Annotated in this window: 7 protein-coding genes; 4 read left to right on the top strand and 3 right to left on the bottom strand. The window is 65.2% G+C overall.

What is annotated here, in order from left to right:
* Both P3W85_RS08680 and P3W85_RS08675 read right to left on the bottom strand, forming a co-directional pair.
* The coding region (locus P3W85_RS08680) for an ExeM/NucH family extracellular endonuclease (RefSeq protein WP_276264469.1) at window positions 1-2,414 on the bottom strand (2,414 nt) is incomplete at its 3' end.
* A gap of 535 nt (window positions 2,415-2,949) precedes the next feature.
* Window positions 2,950-3,228 (bottom strand): DUF1289 domain-containing protein, encoded by a 279-nt coding sequence (locus tag P3W85_RS08675; protein ID WP_276264468.1) that lies wholly within the window; start codon window positions 3,226-3,228, stop codon window positions 2,950-2,952.
* A gap of 188 nt (window positions 3,229-3,416) precedes the next feature.
* Between P3W85_RS08675 and P3W85_RS08670 the strand changes: the two genes are divergently transcribed.
* Window positions 3,417-3,902: a PaaI family thioesterase gene (locus P3W85_RS08670; protein ID WP_276264467.1), complete on the top strand. Its 486-nt coding sequence runs from the start codon at window positions 3,417-3,419 to the stop codon at window positions 3,900-3,902.
* A gap of 107 nt (window positions 3,903-4,009) precedes the next feature.
* Here P3W85_RS08670 and P3W85_RS08665 read toward each other — a convergent pair whose 3' ends face one another.
* Window positions 4,010-4,612, bottom strand: coding sequence for a TetR/AcrR family transcriptional regulator (locus P3W85_RS08665; protein ID WP_276264466.1), 603 nt, complete (start codon window positions 4,610-4,612; stop codon window positions 4,010-4,012).
* Window positions 4,613-4,734: 122 nt separating this feature from the next.
* Here P3W85_RS08665 and P3W85_RS08660 point away from each other — a divergent pair, with 122 nt between their 5' ends.
* From P3W85_RS08660 to P3W85_RS08650, 3 genes are all read left to right on the top strand, one after another.
* The gene (locus P3W85_RS08660; RefSeq protein ID WP_276264465.1) at window positions 4,735-5,232 is read left to right on the top strand and encodes a PaaI family thioesterase; all 498 of its coding nucleotides are present in this window, start codon (window positions 4,735-4,737) and stop codon (window positions 5,230-5,232) included.
* Between the two features lie 60 nt (window positions 5,233-5,292).
* Window positions 5,293-5,721, top strand: a complete 429-nt coding sequence (locus P3W85_RS08655) for a PaaI family thioesterase (RefSeq protein WP_276264464.1) — start codon at window positions 5,293-5,295, stop codon at window positions 5,719-5,721.
* A gap of 406 nt (window positions 5,722-6,127) precedes the next feature.
* The gene (locus P3W85_RS08650; RefSeq protein ID WP_017225944.1) at window positions 6,128-6,472 is read left to right on the top strand and encodes a hypothetical protein; all 345 of its coding nucleotides are present in this window, start codon (window positions 6,128-6,130) and stop codon (window positions 6,470-6,472) included.
* Window positions 6,473-6,694 lie beyond the last annotated feature (222 nt).

The following is a 6,694-nucleotide window of genomic DNA, read 5'->3' as shown; positions in this document are numbered from 1 at the left end:
GCTGCCGCGATCAGCAGCATCCACGGATCGAACGCGCCGCCGCCGGTGTCGCCACCCTGGCTGGCGGTGGTGCCGCCCGTGCTGCCGGTACCCGTGTTTTCGCCGTCGGGCTTGACGCTGGCGCTGTCGTCGCGCAACGCCAGGTCCACCAGGACCGGATCGTGGTCGGAGGAGCGATACGCATCCGGCGCGTAGAACGACTGTTGCTGCTCCGCGCTCTTGAAGGCCACCGAGTATTCGAGCGCGATGGGTTCATCGGCATTGATGTGCCACTCATGGACTGCCTTGATGCGCTTGGCAGCGGTGGCATCGGCCAGCGCATGGTCGATATAGCCGGCTTCGCCACCGAAGACATAGCTGTAGGGGCTGGTCTTGATGAAGCTCGCGACCATGTCGCCGTAGCCCTTGTCGGCAAACAGGCGGATCGGGTCTTCCTTGGCATAGCTGTTGAGGTCGCCGATCAGCAGCTTGCCGTCATCGGCGACGCCGGTGGGCGAGGTGGCGAGCCAGTCGGCGATCTTGCCGGCGGCGGCAAGGCGGGTGGGGTTCCAGCAACTCTGGCCGTCGCCCTGGTCGGCGTCAGCGCCCGTGGAGCCGGTGCAACCCTTGGACTTCAGGTGGTTGACCACGACCGTGATCTTGCGGGTCTGGCCAATCATGCGGAAGGTGCCGGCCAGCGGCTGGCGGTTCTTGTCGTCGATGGCCAGCGTGGCGGCTTTGCCCGCGGGTTCCACGGTGCGGCTGTTGTAGATCAGGGCTACCTTGATGGCATCGCCGCCCAGCTTGTCCACGCCCGGGTCGACGAAGCGCCAGTCGGGGCCGAGCTTGCTGACCAGCCGCTTGATGGCGCTGAATTCGCCATAGCCATCGTTCTCGATTTCCATCAGGCCGACGACGTCGGCGTTCAGGGCCTTCAGGGCCGCCACGATCTTGGCTTCCTGGCGCTCGAATTCGGCCAGCGTCTTGGCGCCGCGATTGTTGGGGTCGTCGAAGCCCGCGCCCTTGCCGTCGCCGTTGAAATAGTTCAGCACATTGAAGGAAGCCACCCGGATGTCGGCCTGGGCGTCGCGCGCCGGCGCGCTGGTGCGGGGGTTGGTTGCCTGGAAGGCGGGCGCGGCGGCGCCCGGCACGGGCTGCACGCGCCAGCCGCCATAGCGCATCTCCAGCACGCCCTGCACATAGCCGACGGTATAGCCGCCACGCAGCGTATTGGATGCGCTCAGGCCCGGCGCCGGGTAGGGCACTACGGCCGGGTTCTGCTTGTTCGAGCCGTCGTCGAGCACCAGGCGATTCAGTGCATTGGCCGCGGCCTGGGCCGCTGCACCGTCCTTGGGCAGTGCCACATTGGTAGGAATCGGCAGGCGGCCGTTGCTCAGCAGCACGCTGCCATAGCGGCCCAGTTCATAGGTTTCGCTGACGGTGAGGGTCTGCTTGAGTTCCACCAGCATGCCTTCGTAGGCCGCGAGCGATTGCGCGGTCTTCACCGGCAGGGAGATCTCTGCGGGCTTGACCGACTGGCCGCTCGCGCAAACCGCCACGGCGCTGCCGAGCGTCAGTTGTGTCTGGCCGAATTTCTCTTCGACCTTGCCGATCAGGTGGACCAGGTCACCGGCGCGGGCGTTTGCCGAAGGCGCGTACACGAACAGGCCTTCGGATACCCCGGGGCGGTTCTGGCGCTTGGCGTCGGCTTGCTGGACGAAGAATCCGCTAAAGCCGTCCGCGCCGGAATAGTCGGCGGTCACCACCGCCTCGACTTCGACCGTCTGCCCGGCCAGCGGGGACGCGGCTCCCGCGCCCTGGATATCCGCGATCAGCGTGGCAGCCGCGCCGCACTGTGCCGTGGCCGGAGGCACCGGCGCCGGCATGTTGTTGTAGTAGCCGAGGTCGGTGAAGACATCGGTGCCGAAGCCGTCCCACTGCAGGGCCGGATCGAAGGCCCCGGTGCTGTCGGTGTCGCCGGTGGTCAGGCCGGCCTTGCGGCGCAGCGTGTTGTCCTTGGTGGTGGAGGTGCCTGTACCCCAGGCGCCGCCGGCAGGCTGCACGCCGACCTGGCCGAAGCGGTCGACCACGGTGCTGCCGCGGGTGAGTACCAGCGCATCGTCGCCGTTGAAGGTGAACGCGGCAACCTGGTTCAGGCGGCTGCCGAGCGTTGCTGCCATGCTCGTATGGGCCAGCACGTACACGGCGCCGGGCGCCAGCGTGCCGCTGAGCGCAAAGGAAGTGGTGGGCGCGGTGGCGCCGTTGTTGTACTGCTGGAGCTTGTATTGCGACAGGTCGATCGGTGTCGCGTCGGGGTTGTACAGCTCGACTGCCTTGTTGTTGGAGGTGCCTTCCACGTATTCGCTGATGATCAGGTCGGCGTGGGCGGGCATGGTGACGGCAAGCAGGGCGGTGCTCAGGATGGACAGGCGCATGGGGTGGGTCACTCTGGTGGTTTTGCAAAGCGCCAGATGCTATGGGCCGGAAGTGACGTCTTCATGACTGGCTGGCATACATTTGACTGGCCTGCTTGCACCAGACTGAAGGCGCGGGACCGGCCGGGCGTTGAGCCGGTTCTGAAATTTGCCAGCCTTGCGGCAGCGCCCGCCACGCGGCCCGGGGCGGGCCGACGGCGCGCTCGCCATGATGTGACCATCACTTCCAAGCGCCTCGGGTTTTTACGCAGTTTGCCGGGATGCTGTGACAATCAATGCCGTTGATAGCGAATGGGGAGATTTCGATGCGTCACCGGCGCAAATTGCGCCGATGAGCTTGCGTTGGCCCCTGGGATCGGGCCAATGACGATGGAGGCCCCGCTGTCCAAGTGGACAGGCATCTGGGGGCTTTGGGTTTTAGGTGCCCGATACGGCGTGTTCCACGGCCGGCACCACGCTGGGGGCGCTAGCGGTTGTCCGGTCCGGTGAGCGGGGACATTTCCGTGGCAGGCGATTGAGGACAGCCGGCGGCGGTTCAGTCCTGGCGGAAGCGCCGCGCGGTGCCTTCGCGCGTGATGCGCTCCCACACCGCCTGTTTTTCCGCGTCGTTCATGAAGACCCAGTTGCTGACCTCCATGGCGCTGCGGCCGCAACCCTGGCAGATCTCGTCGAACAGGGTGGAGCAGATGCCGATGCAGGGGCTGTCCGGGCGGTCGAAGAGGCCTTCTTCGCCGCGTTGCGCATCGGTTTGCGACGCCGGCTGCGCGCTGGATCGGGGGGCTGGCTGGCTGGTGTCTTGCGGGTTTGACGGCATGCGGCGGGAAGGCGGGGCTGATGGCCGCACATTATAAACGGCTGCCGGCGATGGCCCGGGAACGGCGCAGCGACTGGCGATGCCCCTCCTTGCGCGTGCTGCGCGCCAATGACTTGCGAGGTAATTGAGTGCTTGCCGCGGGGCGCCTAAGCTGGGCCTGTCATGACCATTCCAAGCCGGAGCCCACAATGTCGTCGCTGTTTCCCGCCTTGTCCAGCGCCGCTAGCGCTGCTGTTGCCGCTTCCACGGCTTTTGTCGATGCGCGCATTCGTCAAACCGTGGAGCAGGTGCTGATGGGCTCCCCCGTGGCGCGGGCTCTTGGCATCCGGCTGGATGTACTGGCCGTCGATCAGGTCGAGTTGCTGCTGCCGTTCAGCGCGGCCAACGTGACGGTGGGAGACGTCGTCCACGGCGGTGTGATTGCTACCCTGATCGACGTGGCGGGCGCGGCCGCCGCCGCTTCCGGCGCCGATGCCGGCAATCTGCGCGGCGGCGCTACCAGCTCGCTCAACATCCAGTTTCTCGAAGCCGCCCGCGCGGTCAGCCTGCGTGCCGTGGCGAATGTGGTGAGGCGCGGGCGCCGCCAGGTGGTCAGCGAGGTGTCGGTATACGCCGAAGGCACCGATGAGGCCGGACTGGTGGCCAAGGCGTTGATGAGCAGCACATTGTTTTGATCTGTTCCCGGCAGTTTCAAGCCGTTCCGAACGGGTCCCGGGCCGTTCCGGGCAGGCGCGCGGTGCCGCTACCGGCTTGCGTTCATTGCGATCAGCCGGGCCGCGCCTTAATCCGTCTGTTCCGGCCCGGCGTCTCGCACCGCATCATCGAGTTGCCGTGCCAGCGTTTCGGCGACGCGCTGGATAGGCTGGCTACTGCGCGCGGCTTTGGCAACGACGAGGGCGCCCCCCCAGGAACAGACTGCCAGGCCGGCCAGCTCGACGGCGCGTGCGCGGGGGATCTTCCGCGCTTCGAACGCCGTCGCAAGCACGTCCTCCCAGGCGGCAAAGGCGGCCTTGCCCGCTTGCGCCACGCCCTCGGCTTCGATAGCGATTTCCAGCAGGATGGTCGAGATCGGGCAGCCGTCGCGATAGCCGGATTCCGCCATCCAACCCGCCAGCGAGGCGCTATAGGCGCGCACGATGGCCCCCGGCGAATCATGCTCGTCGCACAGCCTGGCTAGCGTCGAACGCACCAGTTCTCCGGCGTACGCTATCACTTCCTCGGCAATCTGCTCCTTACCTCTCGGGAAGTAGTGATAAAGCGAGCCCTTGGGCGCGCCGCTGAGCGCGACGATGTCGTTGGTGCCGCTTGCTGCATAGCCGTAGCGGCGGAAGAGTACAGCGGCGGAGCGGACGATCTTGTCCCGATGCTTGGCTTGGGCTGCCATCTGTCGATGTCCTCGGTAGTCGCAGGGGGTTGCTATTCAGGCTGAATTATATAGACTGGTCTACATTAAAAACAGGGCCGGAAACCGAATTCAGGCTCGTAGTCCGATCAGGAGACAGTCAGATGCCAGGCGATGCCGATACGCAAGCCATTGTTCCCGCCGTCGTTCCCAATGACGTACCCGATGACGTACCCGATGACGTACCCGATGACGTACCCGATGACGTACCCGATGGCTTCACGCGGCATTTCCGCCGCAGCCCGCTGACGGACCCGTGGGAGCCGCTTTTCTCCAGCCGCTCGGACCAGGCCATCGTGCTGGCCGTCAAGCTCGACAAGGCACACACCAATGCGCGCGGGTTTGCCCATGGCGGACTGATCACGGCCCTGGCCGACAACGCCATGGGCTTGTCATGCGGCATGCAATTTGCCGAGCCGCGCAGTCTGGTCACCGTCAATCTGTCGATCGACTTCCTCAGTGTGGCCAGGATCGGACAATGGCTGCATTTTGAAACCGCCTTCACCAAGGTCGGCAGCACCTTGTGCTTTGCGCAGGCCTTCGTAACCGCCGATGGCGTGGCATGCGCCCGGGCCAACGCGACATTCCGCGCCCTGCAGTGATCGTCGCCGGCCCGGCCGGCTTTCTTTGTTTTTGGTTTTTCCACTCTTTCAGGTGATGCAATGACGACCCATGGCTATTCACTGGATGTGCTCAGGACAGTCAATCAGACCGCTGCCTTCAATCGCTGGCTTGGCTTCGAGGTGATTCGCGCGGAAGCGGGGGAGGCGGAACTCCACATGCCCTGGCAGGAAGAGGCCACGCAATACGCGGGCTTCCTGCATGCGGGGGTGCTGGGCGCCTTGATCGACACGGCCTGCGGCTACGCGGCCACGACGGTGGTGGGGCCGGTGCTGGCCTCGCATTACTCGGTCAACTGCATGGCGCCCGCCGTGGGGCAGGCTTTCGTGGCGCGCGCCAGCGTGACCAGGGCGGGCAAGCGTCAGGTGTTCGCGCGGGCGGACGTGTTTGCGCAGCGCGACGGCGAGCTTCGGCTGGTGGCTAGCGGAGACGTCATCCTGGTTCCGGCCGAGCGTCCGGAGGCCAAATAATCCGGGCAATGCGGTCTCCGTTTCGACGGTATTAATACAATTAACGGCCAGATCTTGCCACCTGCGGCAATACGTTGCCTGTCTCCGGCGCTGCCGCCAAATGAAGGGGAAAGCGCCGGAGACGGTACGGCTGGCAGGGAAGCCGGTCTGGCTTGGTGCGGGCGGCGGCGCGGCTACCCATGGTGGGTCCGGACAACCACAGGCGGGTGCGTTGGCGCGGGAATGGCTCGCCAAGCCGCGCGAGATGTCTTCGGATCCCGGGACGGTGCAAAATGACCGCATCGGCTTAACCAGAAGATGAGGCAAGACGATGGACTTCAGTCTGACTTCCGTTCGGCGCGATTTGCCGGAACGCATGGCGAAGCGGATCGCCCGAGGCTGAGCCGGCTGCTGGCCAGACATCCGTATGAGATCCCGACCGGCGTCGCCCAAATGGGCTCGCTTCTATATCCTGGATGCAAAGAACCAGCCCGTGCAGGTATCGGACCAGACCGAGTGGGCGCGCTGGATGGCCGAAAACGACGTGTTATTCCGTCGCACGCTGCTGGAAGACTTTGGCATCGCGATCACAACCCGCTTTCGCGGGGTTTCCGAACCCCCTCCCAGGGACACCCCATTGTTCGTGACGCGTGTCGTCGGGCGGGTGGCGGAAGGCAACGAGAGCTATGGAGCCGACACGCTTGACGAAGCGCTGGAGAAGCATGAGCAGTTACTGCAGAAGCTCCTTCTGGCGCTGGCGGGGCAGCGATGACCGCGCGGTGAAGCCTGGGGCCGGGATTGCGCTCATGACGATCGATCACCGCGACGGCAGGTTGTCGTTTATGGCTCTAATGCAATTAACCGCCATTTTTTGAGACCCAACACCAAAACGCCCTGTCGCAAGCCTTTTCGGTCCATTGCAGGCAACGGTGTCGACGATGGCCTGGCTTGCAGGGGACCGGCTTGAATGGAAAACGGCTGGCAGGTCGCCATG

This window comes from Cupriavidus basilensis (genome assembly GCF_029335485.1).
GTDB classification, from domain to species: domain Bacteria; phylum Pseudomonadota; class Gammaproteobacteria; order Burkholderiales; family Burkholderiaceae; genus Cupriavidus; species Cupriavidus basilensis_E.
Note: the sequence above shows the minus strand (reverse complement) of the source record. Positions and strands in the feature narration are given on the sequence as shown.

Bases quoted from the DNA above. Each gene is read 5' to 3' on its own strand.
- P3W85_RS08665 (WP_276264466.1), bottom strand. From the start codon at position 4,612: ATGGCAGCCCAAGCCAAGCATCGGGACAAGATCGTCCGCTCCGCCGCT.
- P3W85_RS08660 (WP_276264465.1), top strand. From the start codon at position 4,735: ATGCCAGGCGATGCCGATACGCAAGCCATTGTTCCCGCCGTCGTTCCC.
- P3W85_RS08655 (WP_276264464.1), top strand. From the start codon at position 5,293: ATGACGACCCATGGCTATTCACTGGATGTGCTCAGGACAGTCAATCAG.
- P3W85_RS08650 (WP_017225944.1), top strand. From the start codon at position 6,128: ATGAGATCCCGACCGGCGTCGCCCAAATGGGCTCGCTTCTATATCCTG.
- P3W85_RS08670 (WP_276264467.1), top strand. From the start codon at position 3,417: ATGTCGTCGCTGTTTCCCGCCTTGTCCAGCGCCGCTAGCGCTGCTGTT.
- P3W85_RS08675 (WP_276264468.1), bottom strand. From the start codon at position 3,228: ATGCCGTCAAACCCGCAAGACACCAGCCAGCCAGCCCCCCGATCCAGC.